The 18112-nt window shown below is 58.7% G+C and carries 22 protein-coding genes; 15 read left to right on the forward strand and 7 right to left on the reverse strand.

All coding sequences use genetic code 11. The annotated features are described in order from the left end of the window. Nucleotides 1-126 precede the first annotated feature (126 nt). The gene (gene rpmE / locus FKG94_RS18385) at nucleotides 127-339 is read right to left on the reverse strand and encodes a 50S ribosomal protein L31 (protein ID WP_142928389.1); all 213 of its coding nucleotides are present in this window, start codon (nucleotides 337-339) and stop codon (nucleotides 127-129) included. Nucleotides 340-523: 184 nt separating this feature from the next. Here rpmE and FKG94_RS18390 point away from each other — a divergent pair, with 184 nt between their 5' ends. The 13 genes from FKG94_RS18390 to tatC all read left to right on the forward strand — a co-directional run bounded on the left by FKG94_RS18390 (nucleotide 524) and on the right by tatC (nucleotide 12043). Beyond that, entirely contained in the window at nucleotides 524-2737 is a 2214-nt protein-coding gene (locus FKG94_RS18390) for a primosomal protein N' (protein WP_142928390.1), read from the forward strand. 98 nt (nucleotides 2738-2835) lie between these two features. Further along, entirely contained in the window at nucleotides 2836-3384 is a 549-nt protein-coding gene (locus FKG94_RS18395) for an SPOR domain-containing protein (RefSeq protein WP_142928391.1), read from the forward strand. Nucleotides 3385-3563: 179 nt separating this feature from the next. Further along, nucleotides 3564-4106, forward strand: coding sequence for an ATP-dependent protease subunit HslV (gene hslV / locus FKG94_RS18400; RefSeq protein ID WP_142928392.1), 543 nt, complete (start codon nucleotides 3564-3566; stop codon nucleotides 4104-4106). A 50-nt stretch (nucleotides 4107-4156) separates the two neighbouring features. Beyond that, nucleotides 4157-5509, forward strand: coding sequence for an ATP-dependent protease ATPase subunit HslU (gene hslU / locus FKG94_RS18405; protein WP_179957705.1), 1353 nt, complete (start codon nucleotides 4157-4159; stop codon nucleotides 5507-5509). Between the two features lie 36 nt (nucleotides 5510-5545). Beyond that, nucleotides 5546-5938, forward strand: a complete 393-nt coding sequence (locus FKG94_RS18410; RefSeq protein ID WP_142928393.1) for a gamma-butyrobetaine hydroxylase family protein — start codon at nucleotides 5546-5548, stop codon at nucleotides 5936-5938. A 406-nt stretch (nucleotides 5939-6344) separates the two neighbouring features. Further along, nucleotides 6345-7100: a bifunctional demethylmenaquinone methyltransferase/2-methoxy-6-polyprenyl-1,4-benzoquinol methylase UbiE gene (gene ubiE / locus FKG94_RS18415; RefSeq protein WP_142928394.1), complete on the forward strand. Its 756-nt coding sequence runs from the start codon at nucleotides 6345-6347 to the stop codon at nucleotides 7098-7100. After that, the gene (locus FKG94_RS18420) at nucleotides 7100-7765 is read left to right on the forward strand and encodes a ubiquinone biosynthesis accessory factor UbiJ (protein WP_142928395.1); all 666 of its coding nucleotides are present in this window, start codon (nucleotides 7100-7102) and stop codon (nucleotides 7763-7765) included. Before ubiE ends, FKG94_RS18420 begins: the two co-directional genes overlap by 1 nt. Before the next feature lie 4 nt (nucleotides 7766-7769). Continuing rightward, nucleotides 7770-9389 (forward strand): ubiquinone biosynthesis regulatory protein kinase UbiB, encoded by a 1620-nt coding sequence (gene ubiB / locus FKG94_RS18425; protein ID WP_142928396.1) that lies wholly within the window; start codon nucleotides 7770-7772, stop codon nucleotides 9387-9389. A gap of 284 nt (nucleotides 9390-9673) precedes the next feature. Continuing rightward, complete coding sequence (gene hisI / locus FKG94_RS18430; protein ID WP_142928397.1) at nucleotides 9674-10057, forward strand: phosphoribosyl-AMP cyclohydrolase; 384 nt, start codon at nucleotides 9674-9676, stop codon at nucleotides 10055-10057. A gap of 11 nt (nucleotides 10058-10068) precedes the next feature. Further along, nucleotides 10069-10413, forward strand: coding sequence for a phosphoribosyl-ATP diphosphatase (locus FKG94_RS18435; RefSeq protein ID WP_142928398.1), 345 nt, complete (start codon nucleotides 10069-10071; stop codon nucleotides 10411-10413). 23 nt (nucleotides 10414-10436) lie between these two features. Beyond that, on the forward strand, nucleotides 10437-10670 hold the full coding sequence (gene tatA / locus FKG94_RS18440) for a Sec-independent protein translocase subunit TatA (RefSeq protein ID WP_142928399.1): 234 nt from the start codon (nucleotides 10437-10439) through the stop codon (nucleotides 10668-10670). An 18-nt stretch (nucleotides 10671-10688) separates the two neighbouring features. Then, complete coding sequence (tatB, locus tag FKG94_RS29010) at nucleotides 10689-11261, forward strand: Sec-independent protein translocase protein TatB (RefSeq protein ID WP_218943578.1); 573 nt, start codon at nucleotides 10689-10691, stop codon at nucleotides 11259-11261. 5 nt (nucleotides 11262-11266) lie between these two features. Next, a complete protein-coding gene (tatC, locus tag FKG94_RS18450; RefSeq protein ID WP_142928400.1) occupies nucleotides 11267-12043 on the forward strand; it encodes a twin-arginine translocase subunit TatC in 777 nt (258 codons plus the stop codon). Nucleotides 12044-12267: 224 nt separating this feature from the next. Here the strand turns inward: tatC and FKG94_RS18455 are convergent, their stop codons facing one another. The 3 genes from FKG94_RS18455 to FKG94_RS18465 all read right to left on the reverse strand — a co-directional run bounded on the left by FKG94_RS18455 (nucleotide 12268) and on the right by FKG94_RS18465 (nucleotide 14591). Next, complete coding sequence (locus tag FKG94_RS18455) at nucleotides 12268-12789, reverse strand: DUF1993 domain-containing protein (protein ID WP_142928401.1); 522 nt, start codon at nucleotides 12787-12789, stop codon at nucleotides 12268-12270. A gap of 448 nt (nucleotides 12790-13237) precedes the next feature. Then, entirely contained in the window at nucleotides 13238-14032 is a 795-nt protein-coding gene (locus tag FKG94_RS18460; RefSeq protein ID WP_142928402.1) for an SIMPL domain-containing protein, read from the reverse strand. Between the two features lie 196 nt (nucleotides 14033-14228). After that, nucleotides 14229-14591: a nuclear transport factor 2 family protein gene (locus FKG94_RS18465; protein ID WP_246125241.1), complete on the reverse strand. Its 363-nt coding sequence runs from the start codon at nucleotides 14589-14591 to the stop codon at nucleotides 14229-14231. Nucleotides 14592-14930: 339 nt separating this feature from the next. Between FKG94_RS18465 and FKG94_RS18470 the strand changes: the two genes are divergently transcribed. Further along, on the forward strand, nucleotides 14931-15281 hold the full coding sequence (locus tag FKG94_RS18470) for a hypothetical protein (RefSeq protein ID WP_142928403.1): 351 nt from the start codon (nucleotides 14931-14933) through the stop codon (nucleotides 15279-15281). A gap of 141 nt (nucleotides 15282-15422) precedes the next feature. Here the strand turns inward: FKG94_RS18470 and FKG94_RS18475 are convergent, their stop codons facing one another. The 3 genes from FKG94_RS18475 to pip form a co-directional block, all read right to left on the reverse strand. Beyond that, entirely contained in the window at nucleotides 15423-15650 is a 228-nt protein-coding gene (locus FKG94_RS18475; protein ID WP_142928404.1) for a hypothetical protein, read from the reverse strand. Nucleotides 15651-16054: 404 nt separating this feature from the next. Further along, on the reverse strand, nucleotides 16055-16492 hold the full coding sequence (gene dtd / locus FKG94_RS18480; RefSeq protein WP_142928405.1) for a D-aminoacyl-tRNA deacylase: 438 nt from the start codon (nucleotides 16490-16492) through the stop codon (nucleotides 16055-16057). A gap of 15 nt (nucleotides 16493-16507) precedes the next feature. Next, on the reverse strand, nucleotides 16508-17485 hold the full coding sequence (gene pip / locus FKG94_RS18485; protein ID WP_142928406.1) for a prolyl aminopeptidase: 978 nt from the start codon (nucleotides 17483-17485) through the stop codon (nucleotides 16508-16510). 226 nt (nucleotides 17486-17711) lie between these two features. Between pip and FKG94_RS18490 the strand changes: the two genes are divergently transcribed. Next, a complete protein-coding gene (locus tag FKG94_RS18490; protein ID WP_142928407.1) occupies nucleotides 17712-18059 on the forward strand; it encodes an antibiotic biosynthesis monooxygenase family protein in 348 nt (115 codons plus the stop codon). The last annotated feature ends 53 nt before the right edge of the window (nucleotides 18060-18112 follow it).

An 18112-nucleotide genomic window follows, 5' to 3' on the forward strand; every position in this document is an offset into this window, starting at 1 on the left:
ACTTAATTCACTAATTCTAGTTATCGTTTATTGTATTTTCGGGCGCTGCTGTCGCCATAACCAAAAAAAGCGCCGTAAGTGTGACCTTCAGGCGCTTTTTGCATGATTCGAGCGGGTTCGCCGGCGTTACTTTTTGACCCTGTTGCCAAAACGCTTCTTGAAGCGGTCAATACGGCCACCGGTATCGAGCACTTTTTGCTTGCCGGTATAAAACGGATGGCAGGCCGAGCATACATCGATATGGATGTCCTTGATCAGCGTGGAGCGGGTCTTAATGACGTTCCCGCAACTGCAGGTGGCGGTCATATCGCCGTACTTGGGGTGGATATCTGACTTCATGATCTCTGCCTTACTCATGTATTATGTGCCGCCACCCGATCTCGTGCCGGGCACCGCACAACAGTTAATGTAAACGGCTAAAAAATAGACGGGGCATACTACCAGAAAAGCCCGCTAACGCAAGGCTTTATCGGCATGACATTATGCGCGCTGGTGATGACCCGGAACAGGAAAATTTCGCCTAGTGTCAGTACCGGTTTACCTTCGCGTCGCCATCCCCAGCCCACTGCGACGGACTTTCGACTATCTGCCGCCGCAGTCGCCGCCGGCAGCAGCGGCGTTGCAGCCCGGCATTCGGGTCCGGGTGCCGTTTGGCCGGCAAGAGGTGGTGGGCGTGCTGTTGGAAACCGGCACCCATACCGACCTGGAACCCGGCCAACTGCGCCAGGCCCTGGCGTTGGTGGACGATACCCCGGTGCTGCCGCCGGATTTGCTGCAACTGTGCCGGTGGGTGTCGGACTACTACCAGCACCCGCTCGGCGAAGTGGTGAGTACTGCCCTGCCCGCCCTGTTGCGCAAGGGCGAAGCCGCGGACCCCGGCGGTGAGACCGTCTGGGGGCTGACTGCCGAGGCCCGGGGTCTGCCGGAGACGGCGTTTAAGCGCGCGCCAAAGCAGGCGGCGCTGTTTCGGGCATTACTGGCCCGCGGCCAGCTCGGCCGCGCCGAGTTGGAGGCACTGGAATTGTCCCGCAACGCGGTTAAGGCACTGGCCGACAAGGGCCTGGTCAGCGAACAGACCCGTCCGCCGACCCCGCCCGCCCGGGCAGACGATCCGCTGCGCGAAGCGCCGCTGGCGCTCAATCCCGAACAGCAGGCGGCCCTGGACCAGCTCCGCTATCAAGCTTTCAATACCTATTTGTTGGAGGGCGCCACCGGCAGCGGCAAAACCGAAATCTACCTGCAGGCGATCCAGGCGGTGTTGTCGCTGGGCCGGCAGGCACTGGTGCTGGTGCCCGAAATCGGCCTTACCCCGCAGACCATCGGGCGCTTCGAGCGGCGCTTTGCCGTCGCTATTGCCGTGTTGCATTCGGGCCTGACGGATCGAGAACGGCTGCAGGCCTGGTGCGACACCGCCAGCGGGCGGGCGCGGATCGTCATCGGCACCCGCTCCGCCATTTTTACGCCACTGCCCGAAGCCGGCATTATTATCGTCGACGAGGAACACGATCCGTCGTTCAAACAACAGGACGGCGTGCGCTACTCCGCCCGCGACCTGGCCAGCGTGCGGGCCAGCCGGCAGGACATCCCGCTGATTCTCGGCTCCGCCACCCCGGCCCTGGAGACGCTCCACAACGCCATGCACCAGCGTTTCCAGCACCTGCGCCTGACCCGCCGCGCCGGCAGCGCTCGCGCCCCGCAGATCGCGCTGTTGGATATCCGGCGCCTGCCGCTGCAGGAGGGTTTCAGCCCGGCAATGCTGGCGGAAATCGAGGCCACCCTGGCGCGCCGGGAGCAGGTGCTGGTATTTATCAACCGGCGCGGTTTTGCGCCGACGCTGATCTGTCACGACTGCGGCTGGGTCGCCGGCTGCAACCATTGCGACGCGCGCCTGACAGTGCATCAATACCCGCCCCACCTGCACTGTCACCACTGCGATCACCAGCGCCCGCTGATCCAGCAGTGCCCCCAGTGTTTCAGCCGCCAACTGCAGCAGGTGGGCCTGGGCACCGAACGCAGCGAGCTGTTTTTGCAACAGTGTTTCGCCACTACCCCGATCCACCGCATCGATCGCGACTCCACGCGCCGTAAAAACGCCCTGGCCAAGGTGCTGGAGGATGTGCAGCGCGGCGACCCCTGTATTCTGGTGGGCACCCAGATGCTGGCCAAGGGCCACCACCTGCCCAGGGTCACGCTGGTAGCCATTGTCGACGCCGACAGCGGCCTGCTGAGCACCGATCTGCGCGGCCCCGAGCGCATGGGGCAGTTGCTGATCCAGGTGGCCGGGCGCGCCGGGCGCGCCGAGCGGCCGGGGCGGGTCGTGATCCAGAGCCACCACTGCGATCACCCTTTGATGCAACTGTTGGTCACTCGCGGTTACCAGGCGTTTGCCCGGCAACTGCTGGCACAGCGCCAGTTGAGCGGTATGCCCCCTTACCGCTACCTGGCATTGCTGCGGGCGGAATCCAAGCGGCCGGAAAACGCCATCGACTTTCTCACCGAGGCGCGCCGCCTGGCGCAGCAGTTGCAACCGGCGAGCCCACAACTGCACTACCTGGGCCCGCTGCCGGCGCTGATGGAAAAGCGCAACGGCCGCTTTCGCTACCAATTGCACGTCAACGCCGCGGCGCGCCGGGACCTGCACCGACTGCTGCAGCGGCTGTGCCGGCAACTGGAAGCCAACCCCCTGAGCCGGCGGGTACGCTGGGCGGTCGATGTCGATCCCCAGGACATGACCTAGTGGCGTCGATTGATTACAATGCGCTGCAACTGCGCCGGCGGCCGCCGCGACTACAGCGGCCCCCGACACTTTGAAAACGGCCTTAACACGACCCGATAATGACCCGAGACTTCGCCAAAAAGCCACGCCCGAAAACCAAGCGCCGGTCCCGGGCAGCCCGATCCACGGTACCGGCCTGGGTCTGGTTGTTTACCGGCGCCGTGCTGGGGGCGTTCATTATGTTTCTGACCTATCTGTCAGGACTGGCGCCGACCGCCGACCCGACCCAGCCCTCCGTAGCCGGCGCGCCCGGGGATGCGGCGACAACGCCAAAACCGCGCTTCGATTTTTACCAGTTGCTTAAGGAAAGTGAAGTCAAGGTCGACGCCAAGCCCCTGCCGCCGGTCTCGGAGCGGCCTGATTTCAAGTCGGAATTTATCATCCAGGTGGCCTCGTTCGATTCCCACTCCCGCGCCGATCGCACGCGCGCCGAGTTGATACTGTTGAACCTCGAAGCCAGCATCGAGGCCACGCAGGTGCGGGGCAAACCGGCCTATCGGGTCATGGTCGGACCGTTTCTGTCCAAAGCCACCCTCGACCAGGCCCGCGGTATCTTGATTTCCAACGACTATAAGCCTCTGACCCGGACGCGAAAGACAGACGGCTAACGACGCGAATTGGACGCCGGCCGACAGCCGGGCCCGGGGGCCTTTACCACCAGTTAACTTGAAATTCTCACCCGCCAACCCCACCTAGAATATCCAGTGGCCGACGTCCGCCCCGGCGCTCAGCGCCCGCCAACCCGGCCCTCAGGCCGGGCCCTAATGTCCCGATATAAGGATCACCAGTGCAACAGTATCGCGGTACCACCATTCTCTCCGTGCGCCGTAACGGCAGGGTCGTTATCGGCGGCGATGGCCAGGTGTCCATGGGCAACACCATTATGAAGGGCAATGCCCGCAAAGTGCGCCGCCTCTATAAAGATCAGGTGATTGCCGGCTTCGCCGGCGGCACCGCCGACGCCTTCACCCTGTTCGAGCGCTTCGAGGCCAAGCTCGAGGCCCACGGCGGCCAGCTCACCCGCGCTGCGGTGGAGCTGGCAAAAGACTGGCGCACCGACCGCGCCCTCAGGCGCCTGGAGGCGTTGCTGGCGGTGGCCAACCGCGAGGCCTCGCTGGTGGTAACCGGCAACGGCGATGTGATTCAGCCGGAGGACGACCTGATCGCGATCGGCTCCGGCGGCCCGTTTGCCCAGTCAGCCGCCCGCGCACTGCTGGAAAACACCGAGTTGGACGCCGGGGATATCGTTGAAAAAGGGCTCACCATCGCCGGCGATATCTGCGTCTACACCAACCACAACTTCACCATCGAGACACTGGATTACACCTAGCAGGCGGCGGCCCCCGCGCCGCTGCCTGCCGCTAGGTTTAGTCCGGTGAAATGAATAACGAACACAGCAACATTCAGGACTTGCAGCGTATGTCCAACATGACACCCCGTGAAATCGTTCACGAACTGGATAAGCACATCATCGGCCAACAGGACGCCAAGCGCGCCGTCGCCATCGCCCTGCGCAACCGCTGGCGCCGCTTACAGCTCGGCGAAGAACTGCGCAATGAAATCACCCCGAAAAACATCCTGATGATCGGCCCCACCGGGGTGGGCAAAACCGAAATCGCCCGCCGCCTGGCGCGACTTGCCAACGCCCCGTTTATCAAAGTGGAGGCCACCAAGTTTACCGAGGTGGGCTACGTCGGCCGCGATGTGGAGTCGATCGTGCGCGACCTGGTGGATCGCTCCATTAAACTGCTGCGCGAACAGGAACTGCAAAAAGTCGAACCCCGGGCCGAAGACGCTGCCGAAGAACGTATTCTGGATGCACTGCTGCCCCCGGCCCGCGGCGAAGACCAGCCGGGCGAGTCCGCCACCCGCCAGGTGTTCCGCAAAAAGCTGCGCGAAGGCGAGTTGGACGACAAGGAAATCGAGATCGAAGTCGCCGCCACGCCGGTGGGCGTGGAAATCATGGCACCCCCGGGCATGGAGGACATGACCAGTCAGTTGCAGAACATGTTCTCGTCGCTGTCGAGCGGGCGCACCAAGAAAAGCAAATTGACCGTGCGCCAGGCCTACAAACAAGCCTGCGATGAAGAGGCGGCAAAGCTGATCAATGAAGAGGAGATCAAGTCCAAGGCCATCGAAGCGGCGGAGCAGAACGGCATCGTCTTTCTCGATGAGATCGACAAGGTGGCCAAACGCAGCGAGACCGGCGGCGCCGATGTCTCCCGCGAAGGGGTACAGCGCGACCTGCTGCCGCTGATCGAGGGCTGCACCATCAGTACCAAACACGGCATGATCAAAACCGACCATATCCTGTTTGTCGCCTCCGGCGCTTTCCACCTGGCCAAACCCAGCGACCTGATTCCGGAGCTGCAGGGTCGCCTGCCGATTCGGGTGGAACTCGAGGCGCTGACGCCGGAGGACTTCGAGCGCATCCTGACCGAACCGGATGCCTCGCTGACCGAACAGCAGCAGGCACTGCTGGCCACCGAGGGCGTGACGATCAGTTTCACCCCCGACGGCATCCGCCGGATTGCCGAAACCGCCTGGCAGGTCAATGAAAGCACCGAGAATATCGGCGCCAGGCGCCTGCACACCGTGTTGGAACGGCTGCTGGAAGAGGTCTCCTTCGAGGCCGGCGACAACCAGCGGGAGCTGACGGTAACCGCCGAGTATGTCGACCAGCATCTGGGCGAACTGGCTCAAAACGAAGACTTGAGCCGTTTTATTCTCTGACGGCAGGATTGAGCGACTAAACAGCAGGTCCCGGCCATGACAACGATACCCGATAGAATCCAGTTACATAAACGATCGAAGCAACTGGAACTGCAGTTTGGCGCGGCGGTATACCAACTATCCTGCGAGTTCTTGCGGGTACACTCGCCGTCGGCAGAGGTGAAGGGACACGGCCCCGGCCAGGAAGTGCTGCAAGTGGGGAAGAAAGACGTCGGCATCGAGGGCCTGGAAACCTCGGGTAACTATGCGGTGCGTATCATCTTTGACGACGGCCACGATTCCGGTATCTACAGTTGGGAGTACCTCCACCACCTGTGCCGGAACCAGGCGTCACTCTGGGCCGATTACCTGCAGGCGCTGGAGCAAGCGGGCGCCGCCAGGGACCCCCACACCCAGGTGGTCAATCTGATCGAGCCGGGCAAAAGCTAGGGGCTGTTTAGGATGGCACTTCCTTAAGCAGATATGTGCTAATTGACCGATCTCTGCCCCAGTCGTATCGGTCTCACTTAAGAATACTGAGGGTAGGTCTACCTCTGGAGGGTGCTTTCAGAAACTCTCGACAGCAGGGATGCTGTCGGGAAGTCCCCAGGGATGGGTTCACGACGTGTTTCTGAAAGCACCCTCCAGAGGTAGACCGGGTCAATTAGCACAGTTTTCCTTAACTAAGTGCCATTCGGGTCTGTTTACACTTTTTCAGCTAGCGCTCCCCAGCCTGGCACAGCGCCAATACAGGTGCGACTTTTCTCTTCGCCGCCGAGACAGGTACAATAGCACGACGCCGGCCGGCGCTTGCTCCGGCCCGATTTCAGCCCGACTCCCGACAGCGGTAACCCCCATGGCTCAAGACGACTCCCACACCACTCACTTTGGTTACCAGCAGGTCAAGGTTGCGGACAAAGCAGAAAGGGTCGCCGACGTGTTTCATTCGGTAGCCGCCAAATACGATTTGATGAACGACCTGATGTCGGCGGGCATCCATCGGCTCTGGAAACGTTTTGCCCTGGAATTGTCGGCCGTGCGCAGCGGCCATACCGTACTCGATATCGCCGGCGGCACCGGTGATCTGAGCTACCGGTTCTCCCGGTTGGTAGGCCCGCAGGGACAGGTGGTACTGGCCGATATCAACGAATCCATGCTCAGGGTCGGCCGCGATCGCCTGCTGGATCGCGGCGTTGCCGGCAACCTGCAGGTGGCCCAGGCCGACGCCCAGCAGCTGCCCTTCCCCGACAATACATTCGACTGCATCTCTATCGCCTTCGGCCTGCGCAATGTCACCGACAAGGATCAGGCGCTGGCCTCCATGTTGCGGGTCCTGAAACCCGGCGGACGCCTGCTGGTACTGGAGTTTTCCAAGCCTGGTAACCGCCTGCTCGAAAAGGCCTACGACGCCTACTCGTTCCGGGTATTGCCGCTGATGGGCAAGCTGGTGGCCGACGACGCCGACAGCTATCGCTACCTGGCGGAATCGATCCGCATGCACCCGGACCAGGAAACCCTGAAAACCATGATGATCGACGCCGGCTTCGATCGCTGCGAGTACTACAACATGACCGGCGGCGTGGTGGCCCTGCACCGGGGAATCAAACCCTGATGCCCGACCCGACTCTGCACACTGCGGCCCTGGCCACCCTGGAGGCCGCCATCAATACCGCCCTGCGTTACGACCCCGGCACCCGCGGCGCCCTCGGCCGACTGCAGGGGCAAATACTCGAGATCGAGTCCAGCGCCCCCAGGCTCAGGTGCTTTATTGCACCCGGGCCCGAGGGGTTGCGCCTGCTGGGCCATTGCGAAGAAACCGTTACCACCCGCCTGCACGGCTCGCTGCCGGCGCTGCTGTCCCTGGCCGCCGGCGACGCCGGCAGCCTCGCCGGCAGTGGCGTGGAGATAGAGGGCAGCACTGCGCTGCCGGCCGATCTGCAACGGATTCTCAAGCAATTGGATATCGACTGGGAGGAGCCCCTCAGCCGCCTGCTCGGCGATGTGGCAGGGCACCAGGCCGGTAACCTGATTCGCACCTCGCTGCGCTGGCTCGGCGGCAGGCGCTCGACGGCACAACGACTGCTGGTCGAATACCTGACCGAGGAACTGCGCAGCCTGCCGGGACAGGTGGAGGTCGACGGCTTTTGCAACGACGTCGACGCTATCCGGCTCAGCGCCGATCGCCTGGGCGCGAAAGTCGCCGAACTCAAGCAACGGGTCGAACGGTTGCAGCCGCCGGCGCCGCCCCCCCCTGCTCTCGAGCACAGGGACACCTGACGGCGTGGCAACCCTGTTTCGTCTTATCCGGATTCTTCGCGTCGCCATTCGTTACCGGCTCGACCAGTTGCTGCCGCGCCACCAGTTGCCCTGGTGGGTGCGCATGAAACTGCTCGTCTTCCGCTGTTTTCCGCAGCCCGACCTGAGTCGCGGCCAACGCCTGCGCAAAGCCTGCGAGGACCTCGGCCCGATCTTCGTGAAATTCGGTCAACTGCTGTCGACCCGCCCCGACCTGATCGCGCCGGATATCATTGCCGAACTCGATCACCTGCAGGATAACGTGCCGCCGTTTTCCAGCGACAGGTTTCGCGAACTGGTGGAAACCGCACTCGGCGACCGCGTCGACAACCTGTTCGCCGACTTCGAGCACGCGCCGCTGGCGTCGGCTTCGGTGGCCCAGGTCCACGCCGCCACGCTGCACGACGGCCGCGCGGTAGTGGTCAAGGTGATCCGCCCGGAAATCGAGCATGTGATCGACCAGGACGTAAAGCTGCTACTGCTGCTGGCACGCCTGGTGGCCCGCTACAGCAGCGAGGGCCGGCGCCTGCGCCCGGTGGAAGTGGTGGAGGACTACCGGCGCACGATTTTCGATGAACTCGATCTGCACCGCGAGGCCGCCAACGCCTCGCAACTGCGGCGCAACTTCGCCAAGTCACCGCTGCTCTACGTGCCGGAAATCTATTGGGATTACACCCGCCGCGGGGTACTGGTGATGGAGCGCATCTACGGCATCCCCATCACCCATATCGACGCGCTCGAGCGCCAGCACACCGATATGAAACTGCTGGCGGAACGGGGTGTGGAGATCTTTTTTACCCAGGTGTTCAAGCACAATTTTTTCCACGCCGATATGCACCCGGGCAATATTTTTGTCTCTACCCGGCACCCCGAACGGCCCCAGTATATCGCCGTCGATATGGCCATAGTCGGCTCGCTGACCAACGCCGATCAGTACTACCTGGCGCGCAACCTGCTGGCCATGTTCCGCCGCGATTACCGCCAGGTGGCTGAACTGCATGTACAGAGCGGCTGGGTGCCGCCGGAAACACCCGTCAACGATTTCGAGGCGGCCATTCGCAGTGTCTGCGAGCCGATTTTCGAAAAGCCGCTGAAAGAGATTTCCTTTGGCCAGGTGCTGATCAACCTGTTCCAGACGGCGCGGCGCTTCAATATGGAAGTGCAGCCGCAACTGGTACTGTTACAGAAAACACTGCTCAATATCGAAGGGCTCGGACGCCAGTTATACCCGGACCTGGACCTGTGGACCACCGCCCACCCCTATATGGAACAATGGCTCGAAGACCGCTTTCGCCCGGCCGCCCTGTGGCAGCAACTGAAGCGCCACGGCCCGGAGTGGCTGGAAAAATTCCCCGAAGTACCGCACCTGGTGTTCCAGGCGCTGGAGCAGGCGCAAATTCCGCCACCGGGCGCGGCGGTGAATCACCACCTGCCTCGCACAGCGCCCCCGGCGCCCGACAGCCGCGGCCGGCGCCTGCTGGCGGTGGCGGCATTCACCGGCGCCGCCCTGCTGGCCTGGCCGCAGTGGGGCCCGCACCTGGCAGCGTTGCCGCTGGGCACCTGGGTGCTGGCGGGAGTGGGCGCATGCGCCTGGCTAATGCGGTAAACTAGGGCCTGTTTCAGGGGAGCACCTCCTTAATAGGAAAATGTGGCAATTGATCGATCTACCGCTGGGTGGGGTTTTCAGAAACACGGACTGGGCGTCCCCCTGATGAACCCATCCATGGGAGCTTCCCGACAGCATCCCTGCTGTCGAGAGTTTCTGAAAGCCCCACCCAGCGGTAGACCTACCACCGAAATTTTAATCGAGTTCGGTAATGGTATTGGTATTGGTATTGGTATTGGTATTGGTATTGGTATTGGTAAAGATAGCGTGAGGACCGGTAAACCGTGCAAACATTTTTAGACCAGGTCAAGTGGACCGCCGACGGCCTGGTGCCAGCCATCGCCCAGGACGCCGCCAGCGGCCGCATCCTGATGATGGCCTGGATGAACCGGGAGGCGCTCGATCTCACTGTCCGCGAGGGCCGCGCCATATACTGGTCCCGCTCCCGCGCGCGCCTGTGGCGCAAGGGCGAGACCTCGGGCAATGTCCAGCAGGTGCAGGAGATTCGCCTCGACTGCGATGCCGATGTCATCGTACTGCAGGTCGAGCAGGCCGGCGGTATCGCCTGCCATACCGGGCGGCAGTCCTGTTTCTTTCGGGTGCTGAAAGACGGCGCCTGGCACACTGTGGACCCGGTCCTGCAAGACCCGGACACCCTCTATCGCTAAGTGAGCCCGCTATGACCGCCACCACCATCGATGTACTGTCGCAATTGACCCGTATTCTGGAGGACCGCAAGGCCGCCGCCGACGCCGGCAGCTCCTATGTGGCGGGTCTGCATCAAAAGGGCCTCAACAAAATCCTCGAGAAAGTCGGCGAGGAGTGTATCGAGACGGTGCTGGCGGCCAAGGATGCGCAACAATCCGGCAACACCGAGGATTTAATCTACGAGACTGCAGATTTGTGGTTTCATTCACTGGTAATGCTTTCCCATTTAGGCGAAAGTGCCGATTCAGTCTTGCGGGAACTCGCCCGGCGCTTCGAGATGTCGGGGTTGGAAGAAAAAGCGGCCCGCAAAAGTTAAGTGTAATGTGAGGAGAATGGCTAATGGGTATTGGTGGAATCAGTATCTGGCAACTGTTGATTATTTTGGTGATTGTGCTGTTGCTGTTCGGCACCAAGCGACTGCGCAACCTCGGCGGCGACCTGGGTAATGCCATAAAAGGTTTCAAAAAGGCGGTGAGTGACGACCCCGACAAAAAGGTTGAAGACCAGAACCAGGCCGCCCAGGACGAGAAAATCATCGAAGGCGAAGCCGAAAAAGTAGACTCCAAGAAGTAACGGGACGCGGATACCGGCGTGTTTGACATTGGCTTTTTTGAACTGATGGTCGTCGCCATTATCGGGTTGCTGGTGATCGGCCCCGAGCGGCTCCCGGAAACTATTCGCACCATCAGCCTCTGGGTGGGGCGCCTGCGGCGCAGCCTGCGGGAAACCCGTGCGGAACTGGAGGAGCACCTGGGCGCCGATGAGATTCGCCGCCAGCTTCACAATGAAGAGGTAATGCGCAGCCTGGAGGCAGCGCGCACCGAGATTGACCGCACCTTGAACGAGGACGTTTTGCCGGACACCAGTGACACGCCTGCGCAGACGGCAAACCGCAAGCCGAATCCCGACCCAAACCCTGCCGCCAGCGACAACGGGCCAGCCACCGCCGATCGCGATGCCGACCATGGTACCGACCATAGGGATGATCACGGGACCGGCGGCATCGATCACAGCGCTGGCCACAACACCGGCAGCGCCACCGATCCCAACACCAACAAGACCACCGGCAACACCACAGACCACAACACCGGCACTCAGGCGGCAGTTACAGACCGGAATGCGGCGGCACCCACAGAGCCCGGCCCGACGGCGGAGAAGACCTGACCCCCATGGCCACTCTCGATCCGGACGCGGACAGCAACGACACCGAACAACCCCTGGTGCAACACCTGATCGAGTTGCGCAACCGCCTGTTGCGCAGCCTGCTGTGTGTGCTGGTGGTGTTTGCGGCATTGTTCAGCTTTTCCAACGATATCTACACTTTTGTATCGGCGCCGCTGCAGAAGTTTTTGCCCGAAGGCGCCAGCATGATTGCCACCGAGGTCGCCTCGCCGTTTTTAACGCCGTTTAAACTGACCCTGTTCGCCTCGATTTTTATTTCGATTCCGTTTTTGCTGTACCAGCTATGGGCGTTCGTGGCACCGGCGCTCTACCGCAAGGAAAAGCGCCTGGCGATGCCGTTGCTGATATCCAGTGTGGTGTTGTTTTATACCGGCATGGCATTCGCCTATTTTGTCGTCTTCCCGTTGATATTTGAGTTCTTTACCAGCATGAGCCCGGACGGTGTCACCGTGATGACCGATATCGGCCGCTACCTGGATTTTGTGCTGAAGCTGTTTTTTGCCTTTGGGCTGGCGTTTGAAATACCGGTGGCCACGGTGCTGTTGATTTCGGCGGGTGTTACCACTGCCGACCGGCTGGCCCGGAAACGGCCCTATATCGTGGTCAGTTGTTTTGTCCTGGGTATGCTGCTCACACCGCCTGATGTGATTTCACAATCGCTGCTGGCGCTGCCCATGTGGCTGTTGTTTGAGATAGGTGTGATACTCGGTCGGATGGTTACGCGGCAGGAGGATCAGATATCGGAGTCGAACTCGGCGGAGTGATGGCTGCTCGCTTATCCTCCGGTGGTAGGGGTTGGGGTAGTGTTTTTACTCTGGCTCCAAACTGCCACCGCAGCACACCGAACAGGTGTGTTAAAGGAAGGGGAGTGGCACCATTCTAAGGGGACGCAACTGAAGTTACGTCCCCGCACCGTGCCACCGGAAGAGGTGCTAAAAGTACACTGTCTGCTATCGGTACGACACTGTCTGCAAAGCTTTATGGGAATTTATTTCTCACGCTGCTTTACCCGAGGCACCAGATGCATCATGTAATCATGTTTCCCGACCGGCACGCCACTCATTCGCAAGATGCTATAGGCAGTTACCAAGTGGAAGTAGAAATTGGGGATGAGAAACTCCTCTAAATATTCAGTGCCAGAAAGTTCTAAATACATCGTATCGCCAAGCTCCAGTGTCATCATTTCCTCAAACTTGGAGTCCGCCACGTCTGCACCATTTAAACTGGCTTTGACGCCGGCAATAATCTCCCTGGCCTGAGAGAGGCTCTGCACATCGGGACCAATATGTTCAACTTCCTTACCTTCGCACCAGCGTGCAAAGTTGTGCGGTTGATCGCAGGTATAGGCCACCTGGGTGCCAAAGGGAAGCATATCGGGCGCCAGCCGAAGCTCGAGCATCTTCTCGGGTTCACTGCCAAAGTGTCTCTCTCCCGCAGTGACCAAATGTTCTAATGTTTCTAAGCGAGACAAAAAAACAGGTTTTATCGAAACTGCTTTTGAATGATTCATATCTCCTCCAAATTTTCACGGTGCCGGCGCAACAAAGGTTCAGTGAGAGCAAAAACCTGACCCACAACTTTCCGCAGCGACTCCGCTTGGCCTGATTAAAACCCACTAAAACGTAAATGGCTGCCACTAATCATTTCTTGACGCTACCCTGCCCACCAATATTGCATGCAACGCATAGATACAAGCACTAAGACCTGCGGCTTCACCTAAAGTGATGACTTTGGCATGCTGGAATTCGTTGTTTTATGCGCCGCAAGAAAATTGCCACATTCCACGCATGCTCATGCGCAGAACATACAATATAGGCGCTTCCCCCTCAATAATATAGCGGCAATCCATACCAGCGGTATTTTCCGGATCGGCGAACTTATAATTTCTTTTTTAAAACCGGGCAACCATCATAAGCCTCGCGGTGTGGATTGATAGGGTGCGCAGAGTCGCGTGGCGACTACTTGCCATTGCCGTCAATTTTAAAATCTACATAGATACCTGCTTTATATTGAACCTCGTCAAAAGAGGGTTCCTGCCGCAACGGCGGCTCATAAGCATCGGCACCCCTTGACCCACCTTGGTAAGCGCCGGATTTTCTGCTGGCAGTGACCACGACTTCCTCCAGCATTACGGCACCATGCGTACCACCATGACCGATATTGGCCTTTCTGAGCCCGATGGGCGTCAACCGGATCCCCAGGTTTTTCTCGTAAAACGCCCTCTGTTTATTCACTTTGGCAAGAGCCTGCTCCTCTACAAGATGTTCAAGTTCCTCTTTTTTAGTGTGCTCAAATGTAGTATCGGAAAGTTCCACTTCCTTGTTGCTGTCTGCAACTGCGGCTATTTCCTGCAACTGGGTCTCTTCGAAAATACTCACCGCCATGCGATTGACAACTTTATAGCTGTTGGGTTTTCTGCCAAACCAGCCATATTGTGGCGATGTGGAAAATTTGGAGCTTTTTATATTTTCCCTATCGATTCCAGCGGCAACCAACTGCTCGGTGATACGTTGTCGAAGCCTGCTGTTTTGCGCCAGCGAATCGGAGAGCAGTTTATCTTCCGTAGTCACAACCAGGCTGATAACCGCTTTATCAGAGTAGGCTTTTTCTTCAGCCTCGGCATAGAGACTCACTATTTTATCGCCAGGGTGCAAAAACTGACGCAAGTCCTCGGGGTTTCCTTTTATTTCAGGCTGGGCCATTGCTAAGCAGGAAAAAGCTGTTAGCAGGGTAAATAATAGTATTTTTCTCATAGTTTTCTCATCTGTAAGGATTCTGTAGGGGTCGTTCTGTAGGGGTCGTAGTGCTTACATTTTGGCCAGTTCTACTCGAGAAGCAAACTGCCGGGAGACCTGGTCTACGATTCTACTGGCTGATCAATTTCCAAGCACTACGACCCCTTCTCCGCTTTGAATCCAGCGAGGTTGCTGCCGGCTGAGATTGTAACTACTACTCAGGAATTGGCAGACCATGCTGCCTAAGGAAAGTTAATTTGTCCCAATAACCTCTTTGAAAGCATATTTTCCCCTCTTTGATATGAAAAAAACCGCAGCCGCGTAAACCCAGAGGGTCTTTCCATTCAAGTATCGCCCATTCACCGTCTTCGAAAATGTTTTCTACAATACAGGTCATTTCCGCCGCTGCAAACTCCTGTCGAAACTTCCGGCGGATTGCATCACGACCTTTTACCTTGCCTTCTGCTACCTGGTGATTAGCAGCATCTTCGCTGTAATAGTTGGCGAGGCTGTCGGCATCAGCGCGGTTAAACGCCTCCACCCATGCGGCCACTACATCTCTCGGATTTATGTTCAAATTCTTTTACCTCTGGCAAAGAGCCATTGTCTGCGATTTAACGACCCACCCTAACCGTTGAATGGTAGCCTGGCAACGGGTGGAAACTTAGCGTCCCGGGGATAAAGTTGCACAGATGTTCTGGTTGAGGAATAATTGACTCGGCTGTAGCGGCCCCTAAAAATAGTTTCGCATCGGTGTTATTACGCGCTAGAAAGCAATTAACTTTACGAACTAAATCTCTTACATTATAGAACGACCTCCGGTGTACACTCTGCTGGATGATTACATCAAATCGACGCTCAATTTGATTCAACCAGAGGGAGCATGTTGGAACAAACTTAACAGTAGGGTGTAGTGATGACGATCAGTATATTGCCAATATTGCTTTTATCTGTGGTATTTTCATCTGTAGCTCATGGGGCTAACTATTATAACCAGCCGGCTTCAGGGACAGTAAAAAGTATCGTGGTTAACAGCCCCTTTCCATCCAGTCGAAACATTATCGTCGAAATCAAGGATTCAAGTGGAACACTAACCCTTTGCGGTGGCAGCGCCGATTCCGGGTATATTAACAAATCTGACAACCCCGATACTTTTAACGCTTTGTTAAGCGTACTCTTATCTGCCAAGGTAACTCAAAACACCGTATCGGTACTCACTGCAGATGGGAGCGAGGGCTGCAGAATAGATCGAGTGGAACTAAAATAGCTGAACACATACCATTCAAAAGGGCTCAGAGCCTAAAAAGACTTTTTCAAAAACCTGCCCGGACTTTGATACCTACTATCAACACGATGACAGTGCCGGCAAACCCAATGCCACAGGCAGGCAACGCCTTGCCTACCAGACTCAACCCAAAGACAAAAACACCAGCACCCAACCGACCACCGCCAGCAGTATGGCCTCCCTGGTTTTTTCCCAGACGAAAAGTGCGTAGAGATAAGACAGGGGCGGCAGAAACAGCGTACTCAGCCCCCAGGCATAATCTTCCTTGAAAGATTCAATCAACAATAAGACCCAGCTTGCAGCCAGCAGGATCACACCAAACACCCAGAATGTGGCAGAGAGCGGCTCCATTGAATTCCCCCGTTTTAATCGATATGAACATTATTGTAACCGGGGTACCGGCAACCCCGGGCAACTGAGATGGCACTACCTTAAGCGTATATGCGCAGTTTATCGGCCCCCACACCATCCCTATCGATCTTGATTAAGAATATCGGAGGTAGGTTTGCCGCTGGGTGAGGCTTTCAGAAACTCTCGGCAGCAGGGATGCTGCCGGGAAGTCCCCAGGGACGGGTTTATCGAGGGGACGCCTAGTCCGTGTTTCTGAAAGCCTCACCCAGCGGTAAACCGGTCAATTAGCACACTTTTGCTTGAGGCAGTGCCATCCCGGACGACTGAATCATACACAGTTTCCGGGTCGATACCAGCCCCCGCCTGGTTATCCGTACCCACTGCCGGCGCCCGCCAGCCCACCGCTAAGCCGACAGCATAAACGTCACCGGCCCGTCGTTGGTCAGCGAGACCTGCATATCCGCGGCAAACACCCCCGTGGCCACGGTTGCATGGCGCGCGCGCAGCCGCTCGACAAAATACCCGTACAGGCGTTCGGCATCGGCGGGCGCACCGGCGGCGGTAAAACTCGGGCGCAGTCCCTTGCGGGTATCGGCCACCAGGGTAAACTGCGACACCACCAGCACGCCGCCGCCGATATCGCTGACACTCAGGTTCATCTTGCCGGCCGCATCGCTAAACACCCGGTAGGCCAGCACCTTGTCGGCCAACTTGTCGGCAACCGCTTCGCCGTCACCTTGCTCCACCCCCAGGAACAACAGCAAACCGCGCTCAATGGCACCGACACAATCGCCCGCCACCTCGACCCGGGCGCTGGAAACCCGCTGGATCAATCCTTTCACGCCTGCCGCGCCGACCTAGGCCCCGGCGCCGGTGGGATAGTCACCCTCGAAACGCTTGGCCATATCGCGGGTGGCCCGAATCAGGGCATCCACAATACCCGGCTCCCGCGAGGCATGGCCGGCATCGCGGATAATATGCAATTCGGAGTCGTGCCAGCGGCGGTGCAGCTCGAACGCATTGTCCAGCGAACAAACCATATCGTAGCGCCCGTGAACGATAATGCCGGGTATACCCTCAAGACTCGCCACGTTGCCCATAATCTGATCGGGCTGCAGAAAGCCGCTGTTGACAAAGTAATGGGCTTCAATGCGCGCCAGCGCCATGGCCATATGCGGATCGGAGAACGACTCCACGACATCGTGGCTGGGCCGCAGGGTAGCGCAGTGCCCCTCCCACAGGGACCAGGCCTTGGCGGCTGCCATCTTCGCCAGCTCATTGGTACCGGTCAAGCGCTTGTAATAAGCCCCCAACAGGTCCTCGCGCTCGACCGCCGGAATCGGATACACAAAATCCTCCCAGTAATCGGGAAAGATGCGGCTGGCACCGTCCTGGTAAAACCAGGTGATATCCCGCTCGCGGCACAAAAACACGCCGCGCAGAATCAGCCCCAGCACCCGCTCGGGATAGGTCTCGGCGTAGACCAGGCTGAGCGTGGAACCCCAGGAGCCGCCAAACAAAATCCATTTGTCGATGGCCAGGTGTTCGCGGATCTGCTCAATATCGCTGACCAGATTGGCTGTGGTATTGCCCTTGAGTTCGGCATGGGGAGTGGACTTGCCGGAGCCGCGCTGGTCGAACAGGATAATGTGGTAGCGCTGCGGATCAAAAAAACACCGGTCCTGGCGACTGCAGCCGGCACCCGGTCCGCCGTGGACGAACAGCACCGGAATCCCCTCCGGATTGCCCGACTCTTCCACATAGATTTCGTGGATGTCATCTACCTTAACTCGTTGCGTTTTGTAGGGTTTGATATCCGGATAGAGGATCAACATACTGCGGCTCCCTGGTGCCCTGGTTGTAGTAATCTGGTTGCGGTTATTGATTCGACTGTGGCCTGACCCTAACCCAACTCTCGCGGTACTGAGACTCGACGCGACCATAAGGCTACTGACACCACGCTGTCAGCAGGCATCGCTTATGATCTCAATAGCCGTTGAAAAACGCCACCCCCATCTGCGCCATAACGGCGTACCATCCCCAAAAAGGAATAAAAAAACCATGAGCAAAGCCATTGTCAGTATCTATACCTTTCATTTACGGCCAGGCTCTCGCGTTGAGGATTTTATCGCCGCGAGCGCAGCCGTGCAGAAATTTCTGGAACAACAGGAGGGCTTCCAGTACCGCTCGCTGGGCCGCCAGTTGGACAACCCGAGTGTCTGGGTCGACGTGGTGTACTGGCGCGACGGCGCGGCGACGCAGATAGCCGACAGTGCCTTTATGGAAAACCCGGCCTGCCAGACTTATATGAACCTGCTGGATGAGAGCACCGTAATAAATCGCAAGTGCGAAGTCGAACTGGCCTCCTGCAGTGCCGGCATCCCCGCCGGGGCCGCCTCGGCGGCATAGGTGACATCCGCCGCAGCTGCCACCGGCCACACCGGAGACGGGGCTATGCTGGA

It is taken from the genome of Exilibacterium tricleocarpae, from assembly GCF_007004655.1.
Lineage (GTDB): Bacteria > Pseudomonadota > Gammaproteobacteria > Pseudomonadales > Cellvibrionaceae > Exilibacterium > Exilibacterium tricleocarpae.

Excerpts from the sequence above, each read along its gene's own strand:
- FKG94_RS18410 (WP_142928393.1), top strand. The coding sequence starts at position 5,546 with ATGACAACGATACCCGATAGAATCCAGTTACATAAACGATCGAAGCAA.
- FKG94_RS18460 (WP_142928402.1), bottom strand. The coding sequence starts at position 14,032 with ATGAGAAAAATACTATTATTTACCCTGCTAACAGCTTTTTCCTGCTTA.
- FKG94_RS18455 (WP_142928401.1), bottom strand. The coding sequence starts at position 12,789 with ATGAATCATTCAAAAGCAGTTTCGATAAAACCTGTTTTTTTGTCTCGC.
- FKG94_RS18490 (WP_142928407.1), top strand. The coding sequence starts at position 17,712 with ATGAGCAAAGCCATTGTCAGTATCTATACCTTTCATTTACGGCCAGGC.
- FKG94_RS18420 (WP_142928395.1), top strand. The coding sequence starts at position 7,100 with ATGCCCGACCCGACTCTGCACACTGCGGCCCTGGCCACCCTGGAGGCC.
- pip (WP_142928406.1), bottom strand. The coding sequence starts at position 17,485 with ATGTTGATCCTCTATCCGGATATCAAACCCTACAAAACGCAACGAGTT.
- hslU (WP_179957705.1), top strand. The coding sequence starts at position 4,157 with ATGAATAACGAACACAGCAACATTCAGGACTTGCAGCGTATGTCCAAC.
- FKG94_RS18435 (WP_142928398.1), top strand. The coding sequence starts at position 10,069 with ATGACCGCCACCACCATCGATGTACTGTCGCAATTGACCCGTATTCTG.
- FKG94_RS18475 (WP_142928404.1), bottom strand. The coding sequence starts at position 15,650 with ATGGAGCCGCTCTCTGCCACATTCTGGGTGTTTGGTGTGATCCTGCTG.
- FKG94_RS18470 (WP_142928403.1), top strand. The coding sequence starts at position 14,931 with ATGACGATCAGTATATTGCCAATATTGCTTTTATCTGTGGTATTTTCA.
- tatA (WP_142928399.1), top strand. The coding sequence starts at position 10,437 with ATGGGTATTGGTGGAATCAGTATCTGGCAACTGTTGATTATTTTGGTG.
- tatC (WP_142928400.1), top strand. The coding sequence starts at position 11,267 with ATGGCCACTCTCGATCCGGACGCGGACAGCAACGACACCGAACAACCC.
- ubiE (WP_142928394.1), top strand. The coding sequence starts at position 6,345 with ATGGCTCAAGACGACTCCCACACCACTCACTTTGGTTACCAGCAGGTC.
- rpmE (WP_142928389.1), bottom strand. The coding sequence starts at position 339 with ATGAAGTCAGATATCCACCCCAAGTACGGCGATATGACCGCCACCTGC.
- FKG94_RS18395 (WP_142928391.1), top strand. The coding sequence starts at position 2,836 with ATGACCCGAGACTTCGCCAAAAAGCCACGCCCGAAAACCAAGCGCCGG.